Raw genomic sequence first — 26,922 nt, forward strand, 5'->3', positions numbered from 1 at the left:
GAACACGGGTCGGCAGGCCCGGCGAGAGGGAACGATGACGACGAGGTCGACCCCCATCACACGCGTCACCGTGGCGGTCGCCGCCGCGGGCGTGCTACTGGGTGTACTGGGCGCCGGCGCCGCCACGGCGGCGGCGGCGACCGTCACGGTGAAGGCGTCCGGCGACACCACCTACACCCAGGTGACCCAGGACGGTGACACCAGCGCGAAGACGACGCTGGCGACGTGCCCGGCGCTGTGCGACGGCAACAAGGCCGGGGAGCGGCAGGCCGTGGTCGGGTTCACCGTCGCGGGGCTGCCCGCCGGTGCCACCGGCATCAAGGCACGGCTGGAGCTGTACTCGTGGAACGCCTACGCCGCGACGACGACCACGGTCCATAAGGCGAGCGGCGGCGCGTCCGGCACGGGCACCTGGGCGAGCCGGCCGACGCTCGGGACCGCGCTGGACTCGGCGGCGGCGGTGGTCAAGGGGTACAACGCCTGGGATGTGTCCGGTGCGGTGACCGGCAACGGCGCGGTGACGTTCGCGGTCCGGCAGACCACCCGCAACACCCGCACCTATTGGGCCTCGAACGACAATGCCGGCACCACCCTGCGGCCCCGCCTGGTGGTGACCTACACCGCCGGCACCTCGCCCGCCCCGAGCGCGACCACGACCGCGTCGCCCAAGCCGAGCGCGTCCACCTCGCCGAAGCCGAGCGCGTCCACCTCGCCCAAGCCGAGCGCGTCCACCTCGCCCAAGCCGAGCGCGTCCCCGACCGCGCCGGCCGGGTGGCGGCTGGTGTGGGCCGACGAGTTCAACGGCACGGCGCTGGACACCACCAAGTGGAACACCCGGGATTCCTCGCTCGACTTCGACAAGGCGTGCATCACCAGCCGGGCCAAGAACATCTTCGTCTCCGACGGCTCCCTGACGATCCGCGCGCACAAGGAGAACTACAACTGCGCCGGCGGCACCCGGCCGTACACCACCGGATACCTCGACTCCAAGGGCAAGGGATCGTTCACCTACGGGCGGTTCGAGACCCGCGCCAAGTCGCCGAACGGACCGTCGAACTCCCGGGGCCTGTGGCCGGCCTTCTGGATGCGGCCGGACGACGGCGGCAACGGCGAGATCGACGTGACCGAGCTGCCCGGCGGCGCGTCCTACTACAAGGCGTCCACCGCGGCGATCTTCCGCGACTACACCCCGACCAAGAACGACTTCCGGTACACCTTCCCCAGCGGTTACGCCGGTGACGGCTACCACGTCTACACCACCGACTGGGAGCCGGGCATCATCCGCTGGTACGTCGACGGCAAGGAGATCTGGCGCCGCACCGGCGAGACGACCTCCTGGCTGGAGGCGACCTTCGGCAAGGACAACACCTACAACCGCAAGTTCCAGCTGCGGCTGAACTTCCAGGTGGGCGGCTGGCTCGGCGACCCGGACGCCACCACGGTCTTCCCGGCCGACTTCAAGGTGGACTACGTGCGCATCTACCAGCGCTGATCGCCGCTCACCCCCCGCGGCCCGCCCTCCTGGGAGGGCGGGCCGCTGCGCCCGGCGCCGGCCGGTCCGGCCCGCCACCCGTCCGGCCCGGTACGGCCCCGGCCGGCCCGCGCGGGCCGGTCAGGCGGCGACCCGCCGGCGGAAGACCCAGTACGTCCAGCCCTGGTAGGCCAGTACGACCGGCAGCGCCGCGCCGGCGATCCAGGTGAGCAGTCCCAGGGTGTAGGGGCCGGAGGCGGCGCCCGCCACCGTCAGCCCGGGCAGCGGCTCGCGCCACAGCGCGCCGAACACCGACGCGGTCAGCAGCGCGACGGCGGCGGCGGTGGCGGCGAACGCCCAGCCCTCCCGGCGGCGCCAGGCCAGCGCGACGGCGGCGGCCAGCGCGGCCATCGCGGCGGCGGCCGCCGCCCACGCGCCCGGGTGCGCCGTCCACTCCCCGGTGCCGCCGGCCGCCGCGCCGGGGATGGCCGGCAGCGTGACCGCGGCCAGCGGCAGCGCCGGGACGGCGAGCGCCGGCACCGCCCGCCGGGCCCGGGCGCGCAGCGGCCCCTCGGTCCGCAGCGCCAGGAAGACCGCGCCGTGCAGCGCGGCCAGGGCCAGCGCGAGCGCCCCGCCGGCCAGGGTGCCGGCCGGGCCGCCGGCCAGCAGGTTCCCGAAGACGGCACCCCAGGTGAACGCGGCGATGGCGCTGCCGGCCACGATCCCGGCGTCGCACCAGGCTCGGGCGCGGGCCTCGACCTTGCCGCGCCACTCCAGCGCCACCCCGCGGACGATCAGCGCGGCCAGCACGGCGACCAGCGGCAGATAGTAACCGCTCAGCAGGCCGGCGTACCAGGCGGGGAAGGCGGCGAACATCGCACCGACCGCGGTGATCAGCCATACCTCGTTGCCGTCCCAGACCGGGCCGATGGTGGCTAGCGCCTGGCGCCGTTCGGCCTCGCCCCGGGCCAGCGCGGGCAGCAGGACGCCGACCCCGAAGTCGAAGCCTTCCAGCACGAAGTAGCCGGTCCACAGGAACGCGATGGCCACGAACCAGACGGTGGTGAGCTCCACGGCGGTCTCCCGGGTCTCTAGTACATGAGGGTGGGGGCGGGCGCGGGCGCCGCGGCCCCCGCGTCGTCGGGACCGGGCCGGCCGGCCGGGGCCGGGGCCGGTTCGGGGCCGGCCTTGACGTACCTGACCAGCAGCCGTGCCTCGGCCACCGCCAGCGCCCCGTACAGCAGGGTGAACAGCGCCAGCGAGAACGCCACCGCGCGCAGCGACACGCCGGGGGAGACGCTCGCCGCGGTGAGCAGCTCGCCCTGGACGGTCCACGGCTGGCGGCCGATCTCGCTGAGCAGCCAGCCGGCGATCATCGCGGTGGCGGGCAGCGGCAGCGCGAGCAGGGTGGCGCGGGCCAGCCACCGGGGGACGGCCCGGCGGCGCCGGGTGACCCACAGCCCGAGCATGGACAGCGCCACCGCCGACAGCCCGAACACGACCATGACCCGGAACGACCAGTACACGACCGGCACGTTCGGCCGGTAGTCGCCCGGCCCGAACGCGGCCTCGTACCGGCGCTGGATGTCCTCCACGCCCTGGACCGGCGCGTCCGGGTCGTGCGCGGCCAGCAGGCTGAGCGCCTTCGGCACCTCGATGCCGGGCACCGGGGAGAACGCGGCGCCGCGCTCGTCGTGGCGCAGCCCTTCGGCCGCGGCCAGCTTCATCGGCTGCTGCTCCCACAGCAGCCGGGCGGACTGGTCGCCGGTGCCGGCGACCACCGCGCCGGCGATCGCGGTCATCACCAGCGCGGCGCGCAGCGTGCCCCGCCACATCGCGGGCTCGCCGGTCCGCCCGGCGCGCCGCTCGCGCAGGATCCGGTGGCCGCTGACCGCGGCGACGAAGCCGCCGGCCACCACGAAGGCGCCGGCGATGACGTGCGGGACCTGGGCGAGCGCGGTGGGGTTGGTCAGCACCGCCCACACGTCGGTCATCCGGGCCCGGCCGGCCACCACCTCGTAGCCCACCGGGTGCTTCATCCAGGCGTTGGCGGCCAGGATGAAGTAGGCCGACAGGTTGGAGCCGATGGCGGCGGCCCAGATGCACGCCAGGTGCACCCGCTTGGGCAGCCGGTCCCAGCCGAAGATCCACAGGCCGAGGAAGGTGGACTCCAGGAAGAAGGCGAGCAGCGCCTCCAGCGCCAGCGGGGCGCCGAACACGTCGCCGACGAAGATCGAGTACTCGCTCCAGTTCATCCCGAACTGGAACTCCTGCACGATGCCGGTGACCACGCCCATCGCGAAATTGATCAGAAAGAGCTTCCCGAAGAACCTGGTCAGCCGGAGGTAGTGCTCCTTGCCGGTGCGGTGCCAGGCCGTCTGCAGCCCGGCGACGAACACCCCGAGGCCGATCGTCAGGGGCACGAAGAGAAAGTGGTACACGGTGGTCACTCCGAACTGCCACCGTGCCAGGTCCAGTGCGTCCATGTCCCCCTCGCGCGTCCTCAGCTCTACAGGCTGTAGTTCTACTTCTAGTAGTACTACGACTTGTAGAGCAATGTGCGCGCAGCTGCTGCGATCTTCGTCACACCGGTACCGCCCGGCCGCTGAATGTGATCCGCAAGCTCTTCGCAAGCTGCCCGGCCCATAGTTGAAAGGCGCACCAAATCGGCGGCGAACACCGTGGTGGGCAGGCCGCGCGGGTCCGGAGGGAGCCGGCACCGCGCGCCGGCCCGCCGCGCCGACGAGACGACTTACCTGGCGGGGCGGGGGCCCGCGTTCGGATCCGGCGGCGCACCGCCGCCGTCACGCTGGGAGGGACCACCATGACCGGCCACGAGACCGGGCGTCGCCGCGTGATCCGCAAGGTGGGGGCGTGGCCCCGGGGCAGCCTGCTGGGCGGCCTCGGTGACGCCGCCAGAGAAGAGTTCCTCGGCCTCGGCCGGCCCCGGCAGTTCACCACCGGCCAGACCCTGATCGTGGAGGGCGACCGGTCCACCGATGCCTACCTGCTGCTGGACGCCTGCGTGAAGGTGACGGCCCACACCGAGAACGGCCGGGTCGCCCTGCTCGGCATCCGGGTCGGCGGCGACCTGGTCGGCGAGTTCGCCGCGCTGGACGGACGGCCCCGCGCGGCCACCGTCGTCGCGGCCGGCGCCTGCCTGGCCCGGGTGATACCGCGCCAGACGTTCCTGGCGTTCCTGCGACGCCGCCCGGAGGCCGCCCTCGCGGTCAACCGCGCGGTGGTCAACAAGGTGCGCTGGACCACCCGCCGCCGGGTCGAGCTCGGCACCTGCTCGGCGATCACCCGGCTGGCCCGGGTCCTGGTCGAGCTGGCCTGCTCCTACGGAGAGCCCAAGCCCGGCGGCGGGCTGGTGATCGGCGTGTCGCTCACCCAGCCGGAGCTGGCCGCCCTGGTGGGTGCCGCCGATCCGACGGTGCACAAGGCCCTCACCCTGCTGCGCCGGGCCGGCGTGCTCGGCACCGGCTACCGGCGCATCGTCGTGCACGACCTGCGCCGGCTGCAGGCCTATGCCCAGAACCCGTTGGATTACGAGGTGCCCGCCTGACCGGCCGCCGACCCTTGAGCTGTCCCGACGTCCGCCTGGAAGGAGAAGACCGGTGAACGACCTCAGCGGGGAGGTACGCCGGCTGTGCGTCGCGCTCGACGTCGAGCGGTACAGCAGGCGCACCGACCCCGAACAGCGGGAGATCCAGCGCCGCCTGGTCGAGGTGGTCGCCGCGGCCGGCCGGGAGGCCGGGCTCGACCGGCTGCTGGTCGCCGAGCGCGCCGCGCACGCGGGCGGCGGCGGCCCGGCCACCGTCATGTTCCGCCAGGAGCAGGGCGACGGGCTGCTCCTGCTGCTGCCCGCCGGCGTGAGCGAGGCGCGCGTCATCGCCGGCCTGATCGGCGAGCTGCGCATCGCGCTGCACCAGCACAACCGCCACCTGGGCACCGGCGCCCCGGTGCGGCTGCGGCTGCGGCTCGCCTTCCACCAGGGGCCGACCCAGGTGGGCGACAACGGGTTCGTCGGCCGGGCGGTGAACACCGTCTGCCGGCTGCGCGACAGCGACGAGCTGCGCGGCGCGCTCACCCACCACCCCGACGCCGACCTGGCGGTGATCGTCTCGGCCCAGCTGTTCGAGGACGTCATCGAGCACGAGCACCGCGACCTGCGCAGGCACCTGTTCCAGCGGGTGCTGGTGCACGCCAAGGACATCGAGATGCCCGCCTGGATCAGCGTCCCGGACGCCGACCCGGGGGCCGCCGCGGTGCCCGGCGCGCCCGCGGTGCCCGCCGGGCGGGGCCGCCGGGTGCGGCTTCCCTCGATCGTCAACATCGACGAGTACTGACCGGCGGCCGCCCCCGGCGGCCCGCCCCATCCCTCGGGAGGTAAGAGAATGATGGGCTTCCGGCCGGCGGGGGCACGGCCGTGAACGCGGGTCCGCTGCTGGCCGCGGCGGGCCTGGCCGCGGTCCGGGCGCTGCGCGCGTACCGGGCGTCCACCCAGCTGCGGCAGGCGGGACGGCAGCACGCCGAGAAGCTGGCCGAGGCGACCCGGGCCCACGCCGCCGGCCGGTTCGACGCGGCGCTGTACGGGTACGGCGAGCTGCTGCAGGTGGCGCCGGACGAGCCGGCCGCGCTGATCGGCGTCGCGCAGATCTGGATCGACCACGGGATCAACCTGTCGGACGCGGCGCTGGCGCTGGACCGGGTCGCCGCCGCGGCCGGGAACCACCCGCGGGTGCGCGCGTACCTGATCGTGCTGCGGGCCCGGCTGGACATGATGGCCGGACGCTACTCGGCGGCGGTGGCCGCGCTGACCGCGATCGTCGGCGAGCTGCCCGACCCCGGCGCCGAGCCCGGGCCGAGCGCCTGGTACTACCTCGCCGTCTGCCTGATGGAGACGGGGGACGAGGCGGGGGCTCAGCGTGCCTTCCACGTCGTGCTCGCCCACCGGCCGCAACTGGTGCACGTCTGGTTCGCCCTCGGCCGGCTGCTCGCCGAACGCGACCGGCCGGCCGCCTACCGGCTGCTGGAACAGGGCCGGGCCGTGCTCGCCCCGCCCGGCCAGGCCGACCTCGCCGCCCGGACCGCCGCCGCGGCACTGCTGGTGGAGGCGGCGCTGATCGCGCTCGACGCGCCCAGGGAGTACGACCGGGCCCGGCACTACCTGGACGCCGCCGCGGCGCTCTGCCCGGAGAGTCCCTATCCGCCGGTCAACCAGCTGGCTCTCGACGAGCAGCTGGGCGACCTCAACGCCTTCCAGCGGCACGCCCGCGAGGCGATGGCCCGGATCCGTCCAGCCGACCAGCACCTCATCGCCCACCTGATCGCCGCCGCGCAGGCCAGCGAGTACGGCAGCCACCTGCTGACCGTGATGCGCGACGCCCGGCTGATCGACCAGATCGAGCTGCGACGCCGGCTGGCCACCTGGCAGCAGGCGCGGGCCGACCGCGGACCGGCGGTCAACAACCACTTCTACCACGGCATCGTCGCCGGTCACGGGGCCAGCGTGTCGGGCGTCGACTTCGCCTACACCGCGCACGCCGCCCCCGCCGCCGGCGTCGCCGGGACAGGACGCCAGATGGCCGACGATCATCGCGGGACCGGGCACGCCCTCAACATCAACACCGGCGACAACGCCCGCATCGACCACGTGTCGGTCAACGGGCACATCGTCGGCCGGCTGGAGGACCTGGCCGGCGAGGTCGGCGAGGGCGACCTGCCCCGCGGCCGGCAGGGCGCGGCGCTCGCCGAGCTGGGCGAGATCCGCAACGAGGTGCGCGGCCGGCCCGGGTTCGACCGGGCCGAGGTGCGCGACCGGCTGGCCCGGGTCCGGACCCTGGTCGCCGCCGACCCGGCGCTCGCCGCCCAGGTCGACTCCCTGGCCGCCGCCCTCGGCCTTCCCACCACCCCCGGCGGCTAGCCTCTCGCCCGTCCGGGCCGGATCAAGGCGCCGGGGGAGCGCGGGCGACGGGCCCGAGGTCCACCCCGGTGACCGTACGCGCCCGCTCAGGCCGTCGCGGGCACTCCGCGCTCGGGCACCGGCGCCTGCTGCTAGCGTGATCGCTGCGGGCCGGGGCGGGCAAGAACTGACGAGGCCCGGCGGGGCCGGCGGGCAGAAGTCGCCCTTATCCGCGCCGCGGGCGGGTCCCTAGTCTCTCGGCATCGGAGGTGCCCATGAAGGTCGTCGGCAGTGCGGTGGTCGGGGTGGACCGGGGACGGGTGTGGGAGGCCCTGCGGGATCCGGCCGTGCTGGTCCGCACCATTCCCGGCTGCGAGCGGCTGGAGGCGACCGGTGCGGACACCTACCGGATGACGGTGAACGCGGGGGTGGCGTCCATCAAGGGCGTCTACCAGGGCGAGGTCGCGCTGTCCGACCCCGAGGCCCCCGAGCGGTTCACCCTGCGGGCCCGCGGCGCCGGCGCGCCCGGCACCGTGGACGCCACGGTGCGCATCCGGCTCAGCGAGATCGACGGCGGCGGCACCCGGGTGGACTACGACGCCGAGGCCGTGGTGGGCGGCATGATCGGCGGGGTGGGCCAGCGGATGCTGGGCTCGGTCGCCAAGCGCACCGCGGGCGAGTTCTTCACCGCCGTGGAGCGCCACCTGGCCGCCCCCGCCGCCGGAGCGGGCCTGCCGGGCGCCGGCGGGCTCGCGGTGGCGGGCGTCGCCGGCGGCGCCGCGGGCGGCGTGGTGGCGGGCGGCGAGGTGGCGGGCGGCGAGGTGGTGCGTCCCTCGGATGCGGTCACCGGGCCGGACCCGACGCGGGTGGCGGCCGGCCAGGTCTTCGAGCGGCCGGCCCCGGATCGCCGGGCCGGCACCCCGGTGTGGCCGGTGCTGACGGCCTTCGGAATGGGCGCGGGCGTCGCACTCGGCAGCGCGGTCATCGGCTGGCTGCTTGGCCGCCGCCGCTGACGATCCGTGACCGGACCACACCAATTGTGTTATATGCCGAGGTCGTTACATAATCTCGCGTAAGCGGATCTACCGGCGTAACGTTGGCCATATGCGAGAGTTCCGTGCGGAGGACGCTCGAACGGAGGCCCGGCGGCTCGTCCGCGACCTGCTGGGGGAGGAGCGGCCCACGGCCGGGTCGCTGCTGCGCCGGGCCGGCGACGTCCTCGGAGACGCCCGCGCCGCGCGGTGCGCCGACCTGGCCCGCGGCGCTCACCTGACCCGGCGGGCCGGCGAGCTGGCGGCCGTCGCCGGTCTGGTGGTCGGCACCGCCGCCCTCGGTGCCGGCTGGTGGTCGGCCGGCCGCGGCGGCAAGATCCCCGCTCCGGACGAGGTGCTCGCCACCGGCACCGCCGTCGACCCGTGGACCGACCTGACCCTGCTGGAGACCCTCGCCGCCTGGATCGCCGACGACACCGCGGACGCCGCCTGGGGCCCGGCGACGGCGGCGGTGGACCTGAACTCCTGGCAGGCCGAGGACCGGGTCGAGCCGCCCGCGGACGCCGAGCCCGGCCGGCGGCTGGTGGTGTCGTTCGACGCGGGCGGGCGGGTGGACGCCGTCGTGGCCCGGCGCCCGGACGGCGCCCCCGGCACCGATCTCGACTTCGCCTCGCTGCGCTACTCCGGCCCGGCCGAGGCCCAGTGGAGCTGGGGGGTCGCCGCCGGGCTCGGCCCGCACCCGCTGCCCGGCGAGCACCCCGACCCCTACGCCGTCCCGGTCGACCCGCGCGGCGCCGAGACGCTGCGCCGCTGGGCGCTGCGCCACGGCGCCACCCCCGCCCAGGCCGGCGACCGCTGGCACGACCGCGGCGACGTGATCGCCGCGATCGAGCGGGTGGACTGGATGTGGCGCAGCGGCGAGTGGTTCGCCTGGTGGCGCGCCGCCGCCGCGCTGGTCGGCGGTGACCCGCTGGAGCTGGCCAACCGCCTGGACGACATCACCGCCGCCTCCTGACCCGCGGGTCCTGGCCGGTCCAACCGGGCGAGCCGTCTCCCGGAGGGTGCCGGCGTTCTCGGTCGACCATCGACGACGACGGCGCGTACTCCTCCGGCCGGCCCGCCGAGCGGCTGCCGTCCACGGTCGAGGACTCCGGCTTTGTCGCCATGCCGCCGACGCCCCCGGCACCACGCCGGCCACCGTCGGGCGTATCGCCATCCTGGCCTGCGGAAAGGCGGTGGGAGCCGGCTGTCGCCCCTTACTGTAGGAGGTGTGGTGAATATCCGGATTTCACAATCAGGTCCTAAGTTTCACGGGAAATAGCGGGAATTGATGGGCGGCCAGGGTGAAAAATTGGGCAAGCAGTTGTCGATGCTGCTGATTTCGTAGATTTCCGCCGGCGGCCGGTCGGTAGCGTCGATGACGGTGTCGGCCACCGCGGCGCCGGCACCGGCCCTGTCGTCGAACCCACGGAGCCGGTGATGACCAGAAGACCGCTGAAATGCCTGCTCGTCGCGCTGCTGATCGCGGCAGGCCCGCTGTCGCCGGGCATCCCCGCCGCCACCGCCGCGGTGCGCGCGCAGCCCTATCCGCCGGTTCCGCCGGCTGTCCAGGCCATTCTTGACGATATCGCGGATATCGCCGATGACCTCTATTACCTTCAGGGGCACCTGCGGAAACTGCGCCGCGACATCCGGCGGCTCTACGGGCCGTCGTGGCCGTATGCCCGGGACGCCGGCGCCGTCGCCGGGGACGCCGCGGGGCTGCTGTCCCGGACGGCGCACGCCGACCAGGCCATGACCGGCGATGACACGCACGCGCTGGCCGCGCGGATCATGCGACTGGCCGAGCTGGCCGGCCGGCTGGCCTTCGGGGTGGCGCGCGCCACGAACGACCGGCCGCTGCAGGCCGGCGCGCTGGGGGTGGCCGAGGGGGCCCGGCGGCTCGCCGGTTCGACCTTGCGGATGGACTCCCGCGTCGCGGCGCTGCGCACCGCCGATTCCGCCCGGAACGGCCTCCCGGTGAGCACCGTGCCGACCGGTGACATCCCGATGTCCGGCGTCGCGAGTAGTGATGAGCGGCTGAGCGGTGTCGCCGGGAGCGAGGTCCAGGCCGGTGGTGCGACGGCCGGTGGCATCCCGGTGCGGTTGCCGCTGGTCCGGCCGGTCGCGGCGGTCGACGACCTGTGCTCGGCGCGAGCCGGGGACGCGTGCGCGGCGAGGACAGCGCCGATCGCGCGCGGCGAGCTCATGCCCGGCCGCGACCTCGCGGCCGCCGCGGGCGGGCTGCTGGCCGTCGCCATCGGCGGCATGCTGGTGCTCGCCTGGCGCAGCCGCTCGCACCCGCTCCGCTGACGCGCCGACCTGCGGGTCAGGCCGGGACCGGGGAGATCTCGGCCGGGTGCTCGCCGCCCAGCTCGGCGGCGCGGTGGTGCCGGCGGCACAGCACGCGGTAGTGCACCTGCGCGCCGTCGGTGTCGGCGATGACCACCTGCTCGCCGGTGCGTGCCATCACCCCGTCCACGACCCGGGCGTTCAGCCGGCCCGGCCGCCCGCACCAGCACAGCACCTCGACCTGCAACCGGCACACCTCGTCGGCCAGCTCGAACAGCCGCTGCGCCGCCGGGAACATCCGCGACCGGAAGTCCGAGGCCAGCCCGAAGGCGTAGACGTCCACCCCGTGCTCGTCCACCAGGTCGGCGAGCTGCTCGATCTGCGCCACCGTGTAGAAGCAGGCCTCGTCGCAGATCAGGTAGTCGATGCGCTCGTGCGCCCGGACCAGGCCGGTCAGGTCGAGGTCGTCCATCACCTCGACGGCGTCCAGGCCGAGGCCGATCCGGCTGGTGACCCGCGGCCCGCCGGACCGGTCGTGCTTGGTGAGCACCAGGCCGCGCCGGCCCTGCCGGGCGTGGTTGTAGTTCATCTGCAGCGCCAGGGTGGACTTGCCGCAGTCCATCGGCCCATAGAAGAACTTCAGCGTCGCCGCGGGCGTGCCGGAACCCGCGACGGTCACCGGGGCGGGCGCGGCGAGCGGCGCCGGCCCGGCGAGGGCGACCGGCGACCCGGCCGGAGTGAGCGAGGACGTGGCCGCGGGAAGCGAGGACGCGGCCGCGGGAGCGGCCGGGGGGAGCGAGGACCCGCCGGGCGCGACCGGCGGCCCAGCCAGGTCGGCCGAGCGCTCGGCGGGCGTGATCGAGGATCCGGCGGGCGCGACCGGCGGTTCGGCCGGGGCGACCGGCGGCTCGGCGGGGGCGAGCGCGGCGGGCCCGGCGGCCGGGCCGGACGCGCGGGGCGGCTGGACGGTCAGATCGGTCACGACGCGCCAGCCTAGCGACCCCGCCCGGCACCTGGCGGTGCCCCGGGGGTGCCCCGGGGTGTCAGTTCCAGTTGTCGATCTTGATGTCGTCCGGCTCCGGCATGCCCTTGCCGGTCTCGACCAGCGACTTCAGGCTGAGCAGGAAGGTCGCCCACTTGGTGCTGCAGTGGTGCATGAACTCCACCGGCTCCCGCCAGCCCTCGTGCTTGAACAGGATGACGGTGTACTCGCCGTCCTGGTTCAGCGCCCAGTCCACGTGCGTGCCGATCCACTCGGCCGGGCCCTCGACGACCTCCCAGAGCACCCGCTTGCCGGGATGCTGCTCCAGGACCTTCATGTCGAACCCACCGGCCTGGAAGCGGAACCGGAGCACGCCGCCGACGCCGTCGCCGTCGGCCTGCGTGTCGGTCGTCCACCAGCCGGCCAGCCCCTCGGTGGTGGTCAGCGCCCGGTAGACCTCGGCCGCCGGCACCTTCATCGCGACCCTGTGCAGGATGTCCACCATTTTCGATCCCCGTTCCGTGTCGTGCCCGGCGCGGCCATGGAGATGGGCGCGGGCCGGGCGGAGAGATGGCCACGCCACCCGGGCCGGCCTCTCAAGTGCAACCTTTTGGTTGCGCATCACTGTAGCGGGCACCCACCGATGGTGCAACCGTCGGGTTGCGTCTCGGAGCGCTCCGGCGGTGGGGCGCGGGTAGGTCGGGATGTGTCGAGGGAGCGGGGTTTCCTTGGCAGGAGTTGCTGATTTCCGAGGTGGGCGCGGTTCAGTAGACACTTGAGGCATGCGCAGCGTCCGGATCGGGGTGGACACCGGGGGCACGTTCACCGACGTGGTGGCGGTGGACGAGCGGACCGGCGAGATCATCACCACCAAGACCCCCTCGACGCCGGCCGACCCGGCGGAGGGGTTCCTGGCCGGCGTGCGCAAGGTGCTCGCCCTGGCCGGCCTCACCGAAGACACGGACGGCCCGGACGGCGCCGGCGGCGCGGACGGTGATGGCGGCGCCGGCCTCGCCGGGGTCGCCGGCATCGTGCACGGCACCACGGTGGCCACCAACCAGCTGCTGGAGGACCGGCCGGTCGACCTGGGCTTCATCATCACCGAGGGGTTCGAGTTCATCCTGGAGATCGCCCGGCAGAGCGTCCCGGACGGCTACGGCAACTCCTACTTCTGGGTCAAACCCCCGCGCATCGTCCCGGTGCACCGGGTGCGCGCCGTCGGCGGCCGGCTCGACCACCTCGGCCGCGAGGTGCGGCCGTTCGACGAGGACGGCGCGGTGCGCGCGGCCCGCTGGTTCCGCGACCAGGGCATCACCGCCATCGGCGTCTGCTTCCTGCACTCCTACGCCGACCCCGGGCACGAGCGGCGGATGCGCGAGGTGCTGGCCCGCGAGCACCCCGAGGCGGTCGTGTCGATCTCCAGCGACGTGCTGCGCGAGTACCGCGAGTACGAGCGGTCGGTGACGACCCTGGTGGACGCGGCGGTCAAGCCCACGATGCGCCGCTACCTGGCCGGGCTGTCGGCCCGCCTGGACCGGCCCTTCTCGGTGATGAAGAGCAACGGCGGGGTGATGTCGGCCGCCGAGGTCGTCCACCAGCCGATCACCACCGTGCTGTCCGGCCCGGCGGCCGGCGCGCTCGGCGCCGCGCTGGTCGCCGGCACCGCCGGCCACCCGTCGGTGATCACCCTGGACGGCGGCGGCACCTCCACCGACGTGGCGGTCGTGGTGGACGGCGAGCCGTCGCTCACCACCGAGGGGTCGGTCGGCCGGTACCCGTGCAAGATCCCGATGATCGACATCGTCACCGTCGGCGCAGGCGGCGGCTCGGTCGCCTGGATCTCGCCGGAGGGCACCCTCAAGGTCGGGCCGCGCTCGGCCGGCGCCGACCCCGGGCCGCTGTGCTACGGCCGCGGCGGCACCGAGGTGACCGTCACCGACGCGCACGTCTTCCTCGGCCGGGTGCCGCCCTACCTGCTCGGCGGCGAGATCCCGCTGGACGCGGCCGCCGCCCGGGCCGGCATCGAGGCGCTGGCCGGCAGGCTCGGCCTGACCCCCGAGCGCGCGGCCACCGGCATCCTGGAGATCAGCGCGTTCAACCAGTCCAACGCCATCCGCCGGATCACCGTGCGGCGCGGGCTGGACGTGCGCGACTTCCCGATGGTCGCCTTCGGCGGCTCCGGCCCGCTGCTGGCCTGCCGGCTGGCCGACATCCTGTCGCCGCCCGCCGTGCTGATCCCGCCCGATCCGGGCAACCTGTCGGCGTTCGGGCTGCTCACCGTGGACGTGCGCAACGACTACGTCCGCACGCACGTCACCCGCGACCTGGACCCGGCCGCCGCGGCGGCCGTCCTGGCCGGCCTGGAGGAGCAGGCCACCGCCGCGCTGGACCGCGAGGGCTTCCCGGCCGGGCGGCACGTGCACGCGCGCAGCGCCGACCTGCGCTACTACGGCCAGGCCTACGAGGTGCGGGTGCCCGCGCCGGCCGGGCCGGTGGACGGCGCCTGGCGCGCCGAGGTGCTCGACCGGTTCCACCAGGCCCACCACCGGCTGTACGGCTACTCCTACCGCGACGACCCCCGGCACGCCGTCGAATGGGTCAACCTCCGGGTGTCGGGCATCGGGCCGATCACCCGCCCGGCCGTCCCCGCGCTGCCGGCCCGCGACGGCGGAGGGCCGGCGCCGGTGGGGGAGCGGCGGGCCTGCTTCGAGGCCGGCTGGGTGACCGCCCCGGTGTACCGCCGCGCCGACCTGCGGCGCGGTGACCTGGTGGCCGGGCCGGCGGTGATCGAGGAGTACGGTTCCACGCTGCCGCTGCACCCCGGCTTCACCGCCGAGGCCGACGCGCACGGCAACCTGGTGATCCGCCGCTCAGGTGCGGGCCACCAGGGTTCGGGCGGCCCGCCGGCCGAGGAGCGTCAAGCGGCCCGCGCCGGTGGGGGGCACGAGCCGGACCCGGGGGTGGGATCGTGAAGGAGGCCACCAAGACCGGTGGCGGGCGCGAGCCGGGCCTGGCGGGCGAGACCGCGGGGAAGCCGGCCGGCGGCGGGAGCGGAAGGGAAGTGGCCGGATGACCGCGGCGGACCCGGTGCTGGTCGAGATCGTCGAGGGCACGCTGGCCTCGGTGGAGGCCGAGGTGGAGACCGCCATCGCGCGCACCGCCCGGTCCCCGATGATCCGCGACGCGCACGACTTCCGGGCCGGCATCCACGACGTGCGGCTGCGCAAGCTCACCGGCCGCTCCTACTCCGCGCTGGTCCAGCCGATCGTCCGCGACTTCCCCATCGAGGAGATGAACCCCGGCGACGTCTTCTTCCACAACGACGTCTACCTGTCGGAGGGCGGCATCGGCCACCTGCCCGACCTGTGCGTCACCGTGCCGGTGTTCCACGACGGCGAGGTGGTGGCGTTCGTCCAGGCGTTCGGCCACCACGACGACATCGGCGGCGCCGTTCCCGGCTCGATGCCCTCCCACGCGCGCAGCGCCTTCGAGGAGGGCCTGATGGTCCCGCCGATCAAGCTGTGGGACCGCGGCGTGCCCAACCGGGCGGCCCTCACCATCATGACCCGCAACTCCCGGATGCCCGACTCGCTGGCCGGCGACCTGGACGCCGAGTGCTCGGCCTGCCTGATGGGCGCCCGCCGGCTGGCCGAGCTGTTCGCCCGCTACGGCCGCGGGGCGGTCGAGGCCTGCTTCGACGCGATCATCGACAAGACGACCGAGACGTTCCGCCGCGAGCTGCTGGCCCGCATCCCCGAGGGCGTGCACGTCTGGGAGGACTACGCCGAGCACGACGGGGTGGACCCGCCCCGGCTGCACGCCCAGCGCATCACCCTCACCGTCGACCACGCCGCCGACCGGCCGCTGGTCATCGACTTCACCGGCACCTCGCCGCAGGCCAAGGGCCCGATCAACCACGCCGGCGACTACGCCGGCGGCGTCTTCCTGAAGAAGTGGCTGGCGCCGATCCTGCGCAACCTCGCCGACACCCCCGAGCGGATGGCCGAGCTGGAGGTCAACGAGGGCGTCGTCCCGCTGATCGAGATGCGCTTCCCCGGCAAGGGCACGCTGCTCACCCCGGTCTTCCCCGCGCCGACCAACGCCCGCACGTTCGTCATCCTGCGGCTGCTCGGCGTGCTGGCCGGGGTGCTGGCCAAGGCCACCGGCGGCCGGATGCCCGCCGACCAGGAGACCATCCGCTACACCGGCGTGCACGGCACCGACCACGACGGGCGCCCGTACCTGATGCGCGAGGTGCTCGGCGGCGGCTCGGGCGGCCGCTGGTACGCCGACGGCGAGGACACCATCCACGTCGTCCCGGACTCGCGCAACATCCCGGTGGAGTTCGCCGAGTCGCGCTGGCCGCTGCGGGTCGAGCGGCTCGGCCTGGCCCGCGATTCGGGCGGTCCCGGCCTGCACCGCGGCGGGCTCGGCTACGACAAGCACATCCGGATGCTGCGCGACGCCTCGTTCATGTCGATCGCCGACCGGTCCATCCTGTCCTGCTGGGGGGTGAACGGCGGCCGGGCCGGCCGCCCCTTCCTGGTCACCGTCGGCGATCGCGCCATGGAAGGGCTGGTGGACGACTTCCCGGTGGCGGCCGGCGAGATCGTCCGGGTCCGCACCACCGGGGGCGGCGGCTGGGGATCCCCTTACGACCGCGACCCGGCCCTGGTGGCGGCGGACGTCCGCGACGGCAAGGTGTCGGCGGCCGGCGCCCGCGCCGACTACGGCGTGGTGTTCCGCACCACGAGGCCCGGCGGCGATGGCCCCGGGGCGGCGCCGGTGGAGGGGACCGGCGCCGCCCCGGGACCCCTGCCCGGCGTCCCCACCCCGGGGACGCCGCCGGCGGGTGCTCCGGCAACCTCGCCGGGCGCCGTCGGCCGGGATCTGCCGCCGGCGGGTGGGCCGGGAGCGTCGCCGGGGACCGCCGGCCCGGAGGCGCCGCCGGCCGGACCGTCGGACGACCCGCCCGGGCTCGTCTGGACCGAGGGCCTGCCCGAGGTGGACGCCGGGGCGACGGCGGCGCTGCGCGCCGAGCTGCGGGCGGCCGGCCCGCCCGCCTTCTTCGACCGCGGCCCCGGCTACCCCACCCTCTCCGGCGGCCACGCCCACCCCGACGTCGACCTGCTCTGACGGCAAGGATGGGCGTCTCCCGCCGACGCCGGTCTCGGCGGGCTAACGGGTGCGCCACGAACGGGGCGGCGCCGTTGCCGTACCGGGATCGGCGCTCACAATGACAGCATGGGGGACGAAATCGACAATGGACAGGAAGTCCACTTACCGGCTGAGCCCGGCGGGCCCGGGGGCGGGAGCGGAACCGGAGAGCCGGGTCGGCGGGTACCGGCCGAGCCTGCGAACGGGGAAGGAGGCGGGGAGCCGGGCGGTCGGCCGCGGCGCGGTCGGCTCCTGCTGATCGCCGCCGCCGCGGTGGTGGCGCTCGCCGTGGCCGGCGTGACCGCCGTCCGGCTCGCCGCCTCCGATCCGGCGCGGCCGCCGGCCGGCCGGGCGGCGGTGACCGGCCCGCCGGGGGACGCCCGGGCCGTCTGGCCGCAGGCGGTGTACGACCTGCCGGACCGCACTCCGGACGGGCACTCGCATGAGCTGGTCGCCACCGCCGGTGCCGGCCGGGTCGTGCTCGCCGTGCACGGCGCCGGCCGGCCGGGTACCAAGAAGATCGTCCGGCTCGACCGCTACGACCGGGCCACCGGCGAGTTCACCACCGTGGCCCGGCTGCCGGCCGGAGCCGCCGGCGTGACGCTCGCCGCCGCCGACCGGACCCGGCTCGCCTGGGCCGCCACCGAGCGGATCGACGACGATTCGATCAGGGTGCGGTTCTGGACGGTTCCGCCGGCCGGCGGCACGCCGGTCGAGCTGGGCCGGTTCGGACCCGTGGAGCTTCGTTACTCCGCGCCCGAGCGGCTGGTCTTCGCCGGGGACGGACTGGTGCTCGGCCTGTCCACCGGCGGGGTGGTGCGGGTGCCGCTGGACGGCGGCCGGCCCGCCGTGCTGCCCGGTAGCGAGAAGCTGCGCCTGCTGGACTGGCCGTGGGCCACCACCCGGACCGTGCCGATGCTCGAGCGCCCCGAGGACCTGCGGGACGCCTTCGACGGGCTCGGCGAACACGCCACCCGTGGCTCCGGCGCCACCCCTGAGGCGGCGCCGCAACCGCCGCCGAGCCTGGTGAACCTGGAGACCGGTGCGACCCGGCCGGTCAGCGAGGCCGGTCTGGAGGAGCCGTTCTGCGGGCCGACCCGGTGCGTCGGCAGGTCCACCGAGAGGGACCCGGTGTGCCAGAAATGGGGCGAGCCGGACCGGCCGCACGATGTCATGACCGGGTCACCGCCACCGGCCGACGTGATCAGCAGGTGCCGGCCCGATCTGCTGGGACGGCTGGTCGCCCGCGGGCTCGACGGCTCGGGGCAGCGGCCACTGCGCACCGCCGGCCTGCCCGCGGGCCTGCTGCTCGACCGGTTCGCGGTCGTGACGGCGCCCGGCGTCTTCGCGGACCCGCCGCCCGATGCCGGGACCGGCGTCATCTCACCCACCCCCAACCCCACTCCGCCTCCGCTCCGCACGCCCGAGGCCGGCGCGCCGGGGGATTCACCGATCACCGGAATGCCGGGCCAGGTGGTGGTCGACCTCGTCACCGGGAGGCCGGCCTGGGTGCCGGCGGCGGACCTGAGCGCCGAGCTTCGTCCCTGGTGGGGCTGGGCCGACCCCGCCACGCCCGGCCGGATCACCGTCCTGGATCTCAGCCTGATCTGATCGTGCCCGCGCGGCGTCGCGGCGTGCCCCTGATGGCTGGCGCGGCCGGTGCTGCCACCATGGCTGGTCATGAGAACGCTGTATCCGCCGATCGAACCGCATGACTCCGGCCTGCTCGACGCGGGCGGCGGCGAGCAGATCTACTGGGAGGTCTGCGGCAACCCCGCCGGAAAGCCCGTGGTCATGGTGCACGGCGGCCCGGGCGGCGGCTGCACCCCCGACCACCGCCGCCAGTTCGACCCGGCGGCGTACCGCATCGTGCTGTTCGACCAGCGCAATTGCGGCCGCAGCCGCCCGCACGCCGCCGACCCGGCCGTCTCGCTGGCCGCCAACACCACCTGGCACCTGGTGGCCGACATGGAACTCCTCCGCGAGCACCTGGGCATCGACCGCTGGCAGGTGTTCGGCGGCTCGTGGGGCAGCGCGCTGTCGCTGGCCTACGCCCAGACCCACCCGGACCGGGTCACCGAGCTGGTGCTGCGCGGCATCTTCACCCTGCGCCCGCTGGAGCTGCGCTGGTTCTATCAGGAGGGCGCCTCGCTGGTGTACCCGGACCTGTGGGAGCGGTACGTCGCGCCGATCCCGCCGGGCGAGCGCGGCGACCTCATCGGCGCCTTCCACCGCCGCCTCAACGACCCTGACCCGGCGGTACGCCTGCCGGCCGCGCACGCCTGGAGCGTCTGGGAGGGCTCCACGGTCACCCTGCGGCCGAACCCGGACATCATCGCCCAGCACGCCGCCGATGACTACGCGGTGGCCTTCTCCCGGATCGAATGCCACTACTTCGTCCACAACGGCTTCTTCGACGGCGACCAGCTGCTCCGTGACGTGGACCGGATCCGGCACATCCCGGCCGTCATCGTCCAGGGCCGGTACGACATGTGCACCCCGGCGCGGACGGCCTGGGACCTGCACCGCGCCTGGCCGGAGGCCGAGTTCCACCTGGTGGACGACGCCGGCCACGCCTATCTTGAACCCGGCATCCTGCACCACCTCATCGAGGCCACCGACCGCTTCGCCGCCGGTCCGACCCCGTGACGGGCCGCGCCCCGGTGCCGCCTGGTCCGGCCGAGAGCGGGCTGAAAGGGGAGTCGGCGCCGGTACGGCGGGCATGCGAACCGGCTGAGAGCGGGCTGAGAAAGGGTGCAGCCGCCGCCGGCGCGAGCATGGCGGGCGTGCGAACCGGCTGAGAGCGGGCTGAAAAGGGGTGGAGCCGGCGCCGCCGCCGGCGCGAGCATGGCGGGCATGCGAACTGACGTGACCCTGCGCCGGCTGGACGAGGACGTGCTGGCCGACCTGCTGGCCGCCGCAGTGGCCGGCGCCGACCCGCTGGAGGTCATGCCGCCGGTGGCCGGCCCGCCCGGCTGGACGCCCGAGCGCCGCGAGGCGTTCCTGGACTTCCACCGGGCCAGGTCGCTGTCGGCGACGCCGGTGGAGACCACCTACGCCATCGTGGCCGGCGGCACCGTGGCCGGCGCCGCCCGCCTGCGGCCGGTCGACGGCGTGCCGGGTGCGGTGGAGACCGGGGTGTGGATCGACCGCCCGCGCCGCGGCACCGGGGTGGGCCGGGCGGTGCTCGGCCTGCTGGTCGCCGAGGCCCGCGCCGCCGGCGCCACCCGCCTGCACGCGGACACCACCGCCGGCAACCAGGCCGCCCGCAGCCTGCTCGCCCGGCTCGGCGCCACCATGGAGGTGCACGGCGACGAGGTCACCGCCTGGGCCGACCTCACCACCGCCGGCCCTCGCTGACTCCGCCGCCACATCATCCGCCGCCCGGCCCGGCCGCCGGCCATCGGCCGCGCCCGGCCGGGACGGCGGGTCAGGGGCTCGCGGCGTCCGGCGGCGCCTGCATGGTGGCGGCGGCCATGGTGAGCGACAGTTCCTGCACCAGCTCGTCCATGCTCTGTCCGGTCTGGGAACGGACGAGGGACAGCGCCAGCTCGGCGAGCAGGCAGAATCCACGGACGCGGGTGGCGTCGTCGGGGAACGCGGACAGCAGCGCCTCCGCGCCCGCCAGGTCACCGCGATGCTTGGCCGCGATGACTCCGGCGGCTCGCTGTGCGTGCCCGAAAAGCCGGCCCGTCTCGACGTCGTTCATCCCAATCTCCCTTTGTCGGGCCGGCACGGTGGTCGTGGACCGGCGGCTCGGGCGATGCGGTCGCTCCGGCGGCGAACGAGGCCCCGGTGTTATCGCGACCTTGCTGCTCCTGCATACTGATCGCAATTGTTCGGAGAGGCAGGTGTGCGTGGAGGACCGGCCCGGCCACGGCCTCGTGCCGTTGTCGATCGAGATTCTCGTCCTGCGGGTGGACGAGGCCGGTCGCTGGCGGTACCGCCGCCTGGTGACCGCGCTGCGCGACGGCGAGACGCCGGACGCGGCCGTGCGCCGTCAGGCCGGGGTCGACGCCGGCAGCGAGGTCACGGTGGTGCACTCCACGAGCTGGCGTTACGAGCCGCGGGGCCGGCTGGTGCTCACCTACGCGGTCTGTCCCGATCCGGACCCCGATGAGCCCGCCGAGGCGCCGGCGGAGTTGCGGATCGCCCGGGGGGCGGTGCCGGCCGGTCCGACCCCTGAGCACCTTCGCCTGGAGAACGTGGTGGCGCATGCCCTGTGGCACCTGGCCCGACTCCTCGACACCGATCCCGTCGTCGCGGCGGCGCTCGGGGCGACTCCCGCGATCACTCATGGACTCCGGGGGTTGCCGGCACCGATCCTCGTCCCTTCGGCCTGATCCGGGGCCTGGACGGCGCGCGCGGATTGTCCTCGGCCCGGTGGATCCTCACCGGCAAGGTTCCGGGCCCGTGAGCACCCCCGCGCCCGCGGCTCATCGGGCACGCCCCGCGGGCCGGTACCGGATAGTGCGTCTCAAGGAAGGAGACGGGGCCCGCGGGACGTGCACCGGTGCGCGGACCGCTCAGGCGGTGCCGCGGGCCAGGGCGTAGCGCGCGGCCACGTCGTCCCAGTCGACCAGGGACCAGAGCTTCTCGACGTAGTCGGGGCGCACGTTGCGGTACTGCAGGTAGTAGGCGTGCTCCCAGGCGTCGAACACCAGCAGCGGCGTGGTGTTCATGCCCACGTTCCCGTGATGGTCGTAGATCTGCTCGACGATCAGCCGCCGTCCGAGCGGTTCCCACGCCAGCACCCCCCAGCCGGAGCCCTGCACCGTGCTGGTGGCGGTGGTCAGCTGCTTGGCGAAGGACTCGAACGATCCGAAGTGCTCGGTGATGGCGTCGCCGAGCGCCCCGTCGGGACGGTCGCCGCCGTCCGGGGAGAGGTTCTGCCAGAAGATCGTGTGCAGCACGTGGCCGGAGAGGTTGAACGCGTATGTCTTCTCCAAGCCCACCAGGTTGCCGAACTCGCCCTTGTCCCGGGCCTCCGCCAGCCGCTCCAGGGTGTCGTTGCTGCCCTTGACGTAGGCGGCGTGGTGCTTGGCGTGGTGAAGCTCCAGGATCTCTCCGGTGATCGCCGGCTCCAGGGCCGCGTAATCGTAGGGCAGATCCGGCAGCGTGTACTGACCCACACTGTCTCCTCGGTGCTGGGACGAAATGGTCACAAGTGCGTTCACGCCTCGCCCGTGGGCGAGGTGGCATCCCGGCGACGAGACACCCGCCGCGCATCGGCAGCTTATTGCACACTACTCGCAACAACTATAAAGGTGCAGTAGTGCCCAGGACCCGGCCGGGCCGGCTCCCCGGCGGGCCGCCCGCCACACGGTGGTGCGGCCGGGGCCGTGAGCCCTGCTAACGGCCGAAGGAGTGTCCGGCCGGCGGGCGGTCACCCGGTGCTCGTGTAGATCACCGAGTGGTCGTCGGGATCGTCACCGAGCGACTCGGTCGCGCCGAAGGCGAAGACCTGGCCGGTGCCGGGGACGGTGGCCAGGGCGCGCAGCCGGATCTCCGCGCCGGGGAGCGCGGGCAGCGGCCGGACCCGCCAGCCGCCGCCGGGGGAGCGGCTGAACACGGCGTCCGAACCCGGGGTGCGCAGCCCCATCCGGGTGGCGATCACGTGCACCCGGCCGGTGGCGTCCCCGGCGCACCCGCCCAGCCACCAGCCGGCCGGCATCGGCACCGGCGACCACCGCCGGCCGTCCCAGCGCGCCGCCACCGGGAACCGCACGTTGTGGTGTTCCGACCCGCCCGGCTGGACCGGCGGGCCCTGCTGGACGCCGGTCCGCAGGCCGAACACCCACACGTCCCGGGCGGCGAGCACGCACATGCTGACGACCTCGGTGGACCAGGACACCGCGTCCGGGGGCAGCCCGCCGGCGAACGGCCGGACCTGCCACCGGTCACCCGCCAGGCGCAGCGACACCGGCGGCCGGGGTTCCTCCCCCTTCCCGGGCAGCGCGCCGAACGCCCAGACGTCCCCGTCCGGACCCGCGGTCATCCAGTGCACCTCCGCGCCCCCGCCCGGCCGGGGCAACCGGTGCCGGCGGGCGCCGTCCAGGAGCAGCGGGCCGCCCCCGTCCATGACCAGCACCCGCCGCCGGTCCACGGCCGCCGGCCCGTACGCCTGCCGGGACACGCCGGGCACCCGGCGCCAGCGGCGCCCGTCGAACCGGATCAGGTAGGAGGCGGTCTGGTCGTCGCCCGACGCCCAGATCGCGTCCGGGGCGGCGGCCGAGACGGCGCCGATCCCGCCGGACAGCCCGCGCGGCGCCCGGACCCGCCGGAACGTCCGGCCGTCCCAGCGCAGCAACACCGGCGCCGACGGCCCGTCATCGGCGTCCTCGGTCTGCCCGGCCGCCCACCCGGCGGCCGGCCCGAACATCACCCCGCCGGTGATCGCGTCCAGCCCGCCGTAGTCCGCCGAATGCACCAGCCGCCAGGCGTCCTCGGTACCCGCCGCCCCGGCAGGTCTCCCGGCGGCGACCCGCGGGCCGGCTGCCAGGTCACCCGCCGGGCCGGCGCCGAGGTCCTGGCCCGGGCGGTCTGCGAGGTCAGCGGCCAGGCCGGCCACCAGCGCCGCCGTCACCACCGAGTAGCCCACAACCCGGCCGGCGCCGGCCCGTTCTCCTCGCACCCGTCCTCCCGTCCCGTTACCGTCATGATCTGTGACGCCGCCGCGGCCGCTCCGGTTCGGAAAGGCGGCCCGGCACCAGGCAACCGGAACCGGCGCTTCCGCATGGAAAGGGCATGAGATCTGAGACGCGACGCGCGACGGACGTCGCGCCGCCGTCCCCGCCGCCCCTGGCACCGGACCCGGACGGCATCGCCGAACTGTTCCACGCGCACCGGCTCGGCCTGGTGCGGCTGGCATTCCTGCTGCTCGGCGACCAGGAGACCGCCGAGGACGTCGTGCAGGACGCGTTCGCCGCGGTGCACCGGCGCTGGGACCGGCTGGCCGACCACGGCCGGGTGCTGCCCTACCTGCGCACCTGTGTGGTGAACGGCTGCCGGATGGTGCACCGCCGCCGGGCGATCGCCGGCCGGCTGATCGGCGACCGGGTGGAGCCGTTCTGGTCGGCGGAGGCGGCGGCGCTGCTCGGCGAGACCCGCCGCGAGGTGTTCGTGGCCGTGCGCGCCCTGCCGCGCCGCCAGCGCGAGGCGCTGGTGCTGCGCTACTACCTCGACCTGCCGGAGGGGGAGATCGCCGAGGTGATGGGCGTCAGCCGCGGCACGGTCAAGTCCACCGTCTCCCGGGCGCTCGCGTCCCTGGCCACGAAACTGGAGGCAGCCCGATGACCCCGCCGATCGAGGACCGGCTGCGCGACGCCTTCGCCGCCGGCGCCGACCTGGTCACCCCCGGCTCGCTGCGGGCGGAGCCCTCGCCCGTAAGGGGCGGCCCGCGCGGCCGCCGGCTCGCCCTGGTGGTCCCGCTGGCCGCCGCGCTGCTCGTCGCGCTCACCAGCCTGGTCGTCACCACCGCCGGCCGCCGCACCGCCCCGATCCCCGCCGGCCCGATCCCCGCCGGCCCCGCCACCGCCGCGCCGTCCGTGCCGCCGCGGCCCGCGCCCCGGTTCATGATGACCGCCGACGACGACGGCGTGAAGATCCGCGACACCCGCACCGGCGCAGTGGTCACCGACGTCGCCCCGCCGGTGCTGCCGAAGCATCGGCGCGGGGACGAGTACGTGGTGGCCGGCAACGGCACCGGCACCCTGTTCTACGTCGCCCGCTCCGGCGCGAAACCAGGTTCCCGGCCGACCGGCCGGATCTACCGCATCCAGGTGAGCGAGCGGGGCAAGGGCTTCAAGTGGGAGAGCGACGTCGTTCCGCCCATCCTCGGCCAGGTCGCGACCATGGCCGTGTCCGCGGACGGCACCCACCTCGCCTACAGCGTGGACGGCCGGATCGCGGTCGTCGACGTGGCGACCAAGGTGACCCGGACCTGGACCACCGGTCTCCCGTATCCGATTTTCGACCTGTCCTTGACGGCGGACGGCCGCACGCTCGCCCTGTCGGACGCCAACAAGACGTGGCTGCTGGACGTGTCCGGCCCGGGCGGGCTGCTGTCCCAGGCGCGCGTGCTCGGAATCCCGACCACGATGGGCGGGGTGGCGATCAGCCCGGACGGCGCCCGCGTGCTCGCCGGCCCCATGCGGGCACCGGACGCGCTCGACTACTCCATCGACGAGTACGCCACCACCGGCGGTGGCCGGAGGATCCGGTCCGTGTTCGCCATCAGGCTGCACCGGACCACCGGGTGGCTGGGCGTCCTTCAGTACGACGCCGGCGGAAGCCAGGCGCTGGTGCGAGGAATCGATCGTCCATTCGGGGTCCTTTCCCTCACGCGCGGCACTCTCGGCCCGCTGGGCGATCTCGTTGACAAGCCCGGCCCGCACGCCCTGCGGGCCGCATGGTGACCCGTCGAACGGGCCGGGCGCCCGCCGCGGCCCGCCCGGACGCCACCACCCGAGATCACCGGTGTGAGGTGGCGGCGGAACCGGTGGCCGGTCATCCCCGCTGCTCGCGCCCTGGCGGGCCGGGCGCCCGGGAGGGTCAGAGCCGGGCGTGGCGGTCCCCGGTCGAGGTGGCGGCCCTCAACCTTCGGTAGCGGTGCCGGGCGGGGTGCGGCGTAGGGGGTGGCGGTCGAGGGCGAACCAGGTGACGCACCGGCCGGGTTCGGCGAAGAAGCCCCAGCGGGCGGCCAGCGTCCGGACCAGGTGGATGCCGCGCCCCGACTCGGCCGGCTCGCCGGCCGGGTCCGGGCGGGCGCAGGGGGAGGTGGCGGCGCCTTGGTCGACCACCTCGACCTGCACGTGCCCGTCCACCCCGAGCAGCACCACCACGCCGATCGCCGCCGAGCGGGTGTGCAGCACCGCGTTGGTGAACGTCTCCGACAGCAGCAGCACCGCGTCGTCCTGGCGCGGGTGGCCGGCCAGCAGCGTGCGCAGCCGGCGCCGCGCCTCGCCCACCGCCGCCTCGGTGGCGGGGAACGCCGCCCGGTCCAGCGTCCGCACCCGCCACCGGTCGGCGTCCCCGCCGCCCGCCGCATGCTCGTACCACTCCACGCCCGCCGGCCGCGGGCCGCGGCCGGTATCCCCTCCAGCGGGTTCGCCGACCGCGTCGTCCACCCGGTCCGCGTCCGCCGGCCGGGGGCCGCCGTCACCGGTCATCATCAAGGCGACCTCCGTCGCGCTCGCATCCGTCTCCAGCGAGGCGACGCTAGGCGCCCCGGCGGGTCCGTCCCAGCGCCCGGGGGTGTCCCGGGTGGGCATCGGCCATCCTGGCCGGTGTCGTCCTCTCGCCCTGCCGGGTGGCCGGTCACTGGAGTGCCGCGATGGCACGGGGACCGGGCCGGTGGGCGACCGCCGCGCCGGTGTCGTGGCCGGGCCATGGCGGGTCACCGCCGGGCCGGCAGTGCGGTCACCGCGAGGTGTGCGGCGATTCGCCGGTGGCCTGGCGGCGGAACCAATGCCGGTGGGTGCGGACGAAGGTGACCGCGAACAGCAGCTGGATGCCGGCTTCGATGAGCAGGAACAGCGCCGAGTCGAGGGCGGGGAGGACCGGCCCGCCGTTCAGCCCGCCGGCGATGGCGCCGAGCGAGCCGACGAGCGCTCCGAGCGCGATGGGCACGCCGTACCCGGCCAGCGTGCCCAGGCTGATAGCGGCGCCGCCGATGAGGAAGACGGCGTACAGCCGGGTGGCGCGCCGCTCGTGCGGGGCGAGTCCGGCGGTCGGGTCCGGCCGGCTGAAGGGGCGGCGGCGCAGCCGGGCGAGTGCGCGGTCTTTGAGGTAGGCGGAGTAGGCGAGGCCGTCGTCGAAGAGGTTGTGGCTGCGGAGCAGGTCGCGGAGCACGTAGTAGAGGTCGGTGCGCATGTAGACCTGGAGCTGGAACGGGATGGACAGCAGTACCGTCACGATGAGGGCCTGCAGCACGGCTTTGGTGAGGTCGGCGAGGGGGAGGTAGGCGACCAGCAGAATCAGCCCGGCCATGAGCAGGAGGTCCCAGGCGATGCCGGCGAGGTAGACGCGGTAGCGGCGCCGGCGGGGGACGCCCCAGACGCCGGTGACGTCGGTCTGTGCG

The 26,922-nt window shown here is 74.9% G+C and carries 25 protein-coding genes; 15 read left to right on the plus strand and 10 right to left on the minus strand.

All coding sequences use genetic code 11. The annotated features are described in order from the left end of the window. The first annotated feature begins 34 nt into the window (after positions 1 to 34). Positions 35 to 1,492, plus strand: a complete 1,458-nt coding sequence (locus tag Sru01_RS27905) for a glycoside hydrolase family 16 protein (protein ID WP_203991610.1) — start codon at positions 35 to 37, stop codon at positions 1,490 to 1,492. 120 nt (positions 1,493 to 1,612) lie between these two features. Here the strand turns inward: Sru01_RS27905 and cydB are convergent, their stop codons facing one another. Then, positions 1,613 to 2,545 carry a cytochrome d ubiquinol oxidase subunit II gene (gene cydB / locus Sru01_RS27910; protein WP_203991613.1) on the minus strand — a complete coding sequence of 311 codons (933 nt, stop codon included), beginning with the start codon at positions 2,543 to 2,545 and terminating at the stop codon, positions 1,613 to 1,615. Positions 2,546 to 2,562: 17 nt separating this feature from the next. Further along, positions 2,563 to 3,957 (minus strand): cytochrome ubiquinol oxidase subunit I, encoded by a 1,395-nt coding sequence (locus tag Sru01_RS27915; protein ID WP_203991616.1) that lies wholly within the window; start codon positions 3,955 to 3,957, stop codon positions 2,563 to 2,565. A 338-nt stretch (positions 3,958 to 4,295) separates the two neighbouring features. Between Sru01_RS27915 and Sru01_RS27920 the strand changes: the two genes are divergently transcribed. From Sru01_RS27920 to Sru01_RS27940, 5 genes are all read left to right on the plus strand, one after another. After that, the gene (locus Sru01_RS27920) at positions 4,296 to 5,039 is read left to right on the plus strand and encodes a Crp/Fnr family transcriptional regulator (RefSeq protein WP_203991620.1); all 744 of its coding nucleotides are present in this window, start codon (positions 4,296 to 4,298) and stop codon (positions 5,037 to 5,039) included. Between the two features lie 52 nt (positions 5,040 to 5,091). After that, the gene (locus Sru01_RS27925) at positions 5,092 to 5,823 is read left to right on the plus strand and encodes a hypothetical protein (protein WP_203991623.1); all 732 of its coding nucleotides are present in this window, start codon (positions 5,092 to 5,094) and stop codon (positions 5,821 to 5,823) included. Between the two features lie 80 nt (positions 5,824 to 5,903). After that, entirely contained in the window at positions 5,904 to 7,400 is a 1,497-nt protein-coding gene (locus tag Sru01_RS27930) for a tetratricopeptide repeat protein (protein WP_203991626.1), read from the plus strand. Positions 7,401 to 7,654: 254 nt separating this feature from the next. Then, on the plus strand, positions 7,655 to 8,392 hold the full coding sequence (locus tag Sru01_RS27935; protein ID WP_203991629.1) for an SRPBCC family protein: 738 nt from the start codon (positions 7,655 to 7,657) through the stop codon (positions 8,390 to 8,392). A 91-nt stretch (positions 8,393 to 8,483) separates the two neighbouring features. After that, positions 8,484 to 9,386 carry a hypothetical protein gene (locus tag Sru01_RS27940; protein ID WP_203991632.1) on the plus strand — a complete coding sequence of 301 codons (903 nt, stop codon included), beginning with the start codon at positions 8,484 to 8,486 and terminating at the stop codon, positions 9,384 to 9,386. 293 nt (positions 9,387 to 9,679) lie between these two features. Here Sru01_RS27940 and Sru01_RS36370 read toward each other — a convergent pair whose 3' ends face one another. Beyond that, on the minus strand, positions 9,680 to 9,805 hold the full coding sequence (locus tag Sru01_RS36370) for a hypothetical protein (protein ID WP_275412218.1): 126 nt from the start codon (positions 9,803 to 9,805) through the stop codon (positions 9,680 to 9,682). 45 nt (positions 9,806 to 9,850) lie between these two features. Here Sru01_RS36370 and Sru01_RS27945 point away from each other — a divergent pair, with 45 nt between their 5' ends. Further along, positions 9,851 to 10,723 carry a hypothetical protein gene (locus Sru01_RS27945; RefSeq protein WP_203991636.1) on the plus strand — a complete coding sequence of 291 codons (873 nt, stop codon included), beginning with the start codon at positions 9,851 to 9,853 and terminating at the stop codon, positions 10,721 to 10,723. A gap of 16 nt (positions 10,724 to 10,739) precedes the next feature. On the opposite strand, the gene Sru01_RS36375 is transcribed toward Sru01_RS27945, so the two are convergent. Beyond that, positions 10,740 to 11,684: a thymidine kinase gene (locus Sru01_RS36375; RefSeq protein ID WP_275412219.1), complete on the minus strand. Its 945-nt coding sequence runs from the start codon at positions 11,682 to 11,684 to the stop codon at positions 10,740 to 10,742. Positions 11,685 to 11,745: 61 nt separating this feature from the next. Continuing rightward, entirely contained in the window at positions 11,746 to 12,189 is a 444-nt protein-coding gene (locus Sru01_RS27955) for an SRPBCC family protein (protein WP_203991639.1), read from the minus strand. Between the two features lie 277 nt (positions 12,190 to 12,466). Here Sru01_RS27955 and Sru01_RS27960 point away from each other — a divergent pair, with 277 nt between their 5' ends. From Sru01_RS27960 to Sru01_RS27980, 5 genes are all read left to right on the plus strand, one after another. Next, positions 12,467 to 14,656, plus strand: coding sequence for a hydantoinase/oxoprolinase family protein (locus Sru01_RS27960; RefSeq protein ID WP_203991642.1), 2,190 nt, complete (start codon positions 12,467 to 12,469; stop codon positions 14,654 to 14,656). A gap of 97 nt (positions 14,657 to 14,753) precedes the next feature. Next, entirely contained in the window at positions 14,754 to 16,820 is a 2,067-nt protein-coding gene (locus Sru01_RS27965) for a hydantoinase B/oxoprolinase family protein (RefSeq protein WP_275412220.1), read from the plus strand. Positions 16,821 to 17,129: 309 nt separating this feature from the next. After that, positions 17,130 to 18,452, plus strand: a complete 1,323-nt coding sequence (locus Sru01_RS27970) for a hypothetical protein (protein ID WP_203991644.1) — start codon at positions 17,130 to 17,132, stop codon at positions 18,450 to 18,452. Between the two features lie 69 nt (positions 18,453 to 18,521). Then, the gene (gene pip, locus Sru01_RS27975) at positions 18,522 to 19,490 is read left to right on the plus strand and encodes a prolyl aminopeptidase (RefSeq protein WP_203991646.1); all 969 of its coding nucleotides are present in this window, start codon (positions 18,522 to 18,524) and stop codon (positions 19,488 to 19,490) included. 207 nt (positions 19,491 to 19,697) lie between these two features. Next, positions 19,698 to 20,201 carry a GNAT family N-acetyltransferase gene (locus Sru01_RS27980; RefSeq protein WP_203991647.1) on the plus strand — a complete coding sequence of 168 codons (504 nt, stop codon included), beginning with the start codon at positions 19,698 to 19,700 and terminating at the stop codon, positions 20,199 to 20,201. Between the two features lie 70 nt (positions 20,202 to 20,271). On the opposite strand, the gene Sru01_RS27985 is transcribed toward Sru01_RS27980, so the two are convergent. Beyond that, a complete protein-coding gene (locus tag Sru01_RS27985) occupies positions 20,272 to 20,550 on the minus strand; it encodes a hypothetical protein (RefSeq protein ID WP_203991648.1) in 279 nt (92 codons plus the stop codon). 181 nt (positions 20,551 to 20,731) lie between these two features. Here Sru01_RS27985 and Sru01_RS27990 point away from each other — a divergent pair, with 181 nt between their 5' ends. Further along, positions 20,732 to 21,184, plus strand: a complete 453-nt coding sequence (locus Sru01_RS27990; RefSeq protein WP_203991649.1) for a hypothetical protein — start codon at positions 20,732 to 20,734, stop codon at positions 21,182 to 21,184. Between the two features lie 183 nt (positions 21,185 to 21,367). On the opposite strand, the gene Sru01_RS27995 is transcribed toward Sru01_RS27990, so the two are convergent. Beyond that, the gene (locus Sru01_RS27995; RefSeq protein WP_203991650.1) at positions 21,368 to 21,973 is read right to left on the minus strand and encodes a superoxide dismutase; all 606 of its coding nucleotides are present in this window, start codon (positions 21,971 to 21,973) and stop codon (positions 21,368 to 21,370) included. A gap of 254 nt (positions 21,974 to 22,227) precedes the next feature. Continuing rightward, entirely contained in the window at positions 22,228 to 23,475 is a 1,248-nt protein-coding gene (locus Sru01_RS28000; RefSeq protein WP_203991652.1) for a hypothetical protein, read from the minus strand. A 113-nt stretch (positions 23,476 to 23,588) separates the two neighbouring features. Between Sru01_RS28000 and Sru01_RS28005 the strand changes: the two genes are divergently transcribed. Both Sru01_RS28005 and Sru01_RS28010 read left to right on the plus strand, forming a co-directional pair. Then, positions 23,589 to 24,137, plus strand: coding sequence for an RNA polymerase sigma factor (locus Sru01_RS28005; protein WP_239137790.1), 549 nt, complete (start codon positions 23,589 to 23,591; stop codon positions 24,135 to 24,137). Next, on the plus strand, positions 24,134 to 25,258 hold the full coding sequence (locus Sru01_RS28010) for a hypothetical protein (RefSeq protein WP_203991654.1): 1,125 nt from the start codon (positions 24,134 to 24,136) through the stop codon (positions 25,256 to 25,258). The genes Sru01_RS28005 and Sru01_RS28010 overlap by 4 nt, the downstream gene beginning before the upstream one ends. A gap of 177 nt (positions 25,259 to 25,435) precedes the next feature. On the opposite strand, the gene Sru01_RS28015 is transcribed toward Sru01_RS28010, so the two are convergent. Beyond that, the gene (locus Sru01_RS28015; RefSeq protein WP_239137791.1) at positions 25,436 to 26,113 is read right to left on the minus strand and encodes an ATP-binding protein; all 678 of its coding nucleotides are present in this window, start codon (positions 26,111 to 26,113) and stop codon (positions 25,436 to 25,438) included. 148 nt (positions 26,114 to 26,261) lie between these two features. Beyond that, on the minus strand, positions 26,262 to 26,922 hold a 661-nt coding region (locus Sru01_RS28020; protein WP_373869549.1), incomplete at its 5' end, for a hypothetical protein.

It is taken from the genome of Sphaerisporangium rufum (assembly GCF_016863395.1).
GTDB lineage: Bacteria > Actinomycetota > Actinomycetes > Streptosporangiales > Streptosporangiaceae > Sphaerisporangium > Sphaerisporangium rufum.